The following is a 534-nucleotide window of genomic DNA, read 5'->3' as shown; positions in this document are numbered from 1 at the left end:
CGAGGTCGACGCCGTCGACCTCGGCACCGATCACCCGGCCCAGCGGACGGAGGGTGAACCGCTCGTACGGCTTCCGCAGCGGTTCCCGGAGAATTCGGGGACCTTCGACGATGCCATCCGCGGGCGTGACGGCCCCGCGCAGCTGAATCCGGGCAGGAAGATCTACGGACATGATTGTGCTCCAAGGGTTTTCGGGGAAATCGGACGCCGGGTTCGCGTCAGGCGGGCGGCGAACCCAGGCGGCCGCGCCGCAGCAGGAGCTCCACGATGCCTTCCCCGATCGACCGCGCGAGCGCCCGGATCGGCGAGCTTTCCGAGGTGGCGGGCATGTGTTCATGGTCGCCTTCGTCCCGACGCGCGGTCAAGACGTCCACTTGGTGGAACGCTTACAACGCCGCAGGTCACCGCGATGCGGGTGGCCCGGGAGCATGAGGCAAGATCTTCCCCGATCGGGTGAGCGCCCTTGATGACGGAGGTCCCCATGCCGGAAGGCAGAGGCTCGCGGATCAGTGACACCCCGGGGCAGCGCCCCGG

The 534-nt window shown here is 68.7% G+C and carries 1 pseudogene; it reads right to left on the bottom strand.

The features are described from left to right. Window positions 1-172: pseudogene (locus tag CCN39_RS52150) on the bottom strand (taurine dioxygenase); the annotation flags it as partial. Window positions 173-534: the final 362 nt, after the last annotated feature.

The organism is Amycolatopsis kentuckyensis (genome assembly GCF_002155975.1).
Lineage (GTDB): Bacteria > Actinomycetota > Actinomycetes > Mycobacteriales > Pseudonocardiaceae > Amycolatopsis > Amycolatopsis kentuckyensis.
This window is presented reverse-complemented; position numbering and strand designations above follow the sequence as displayed.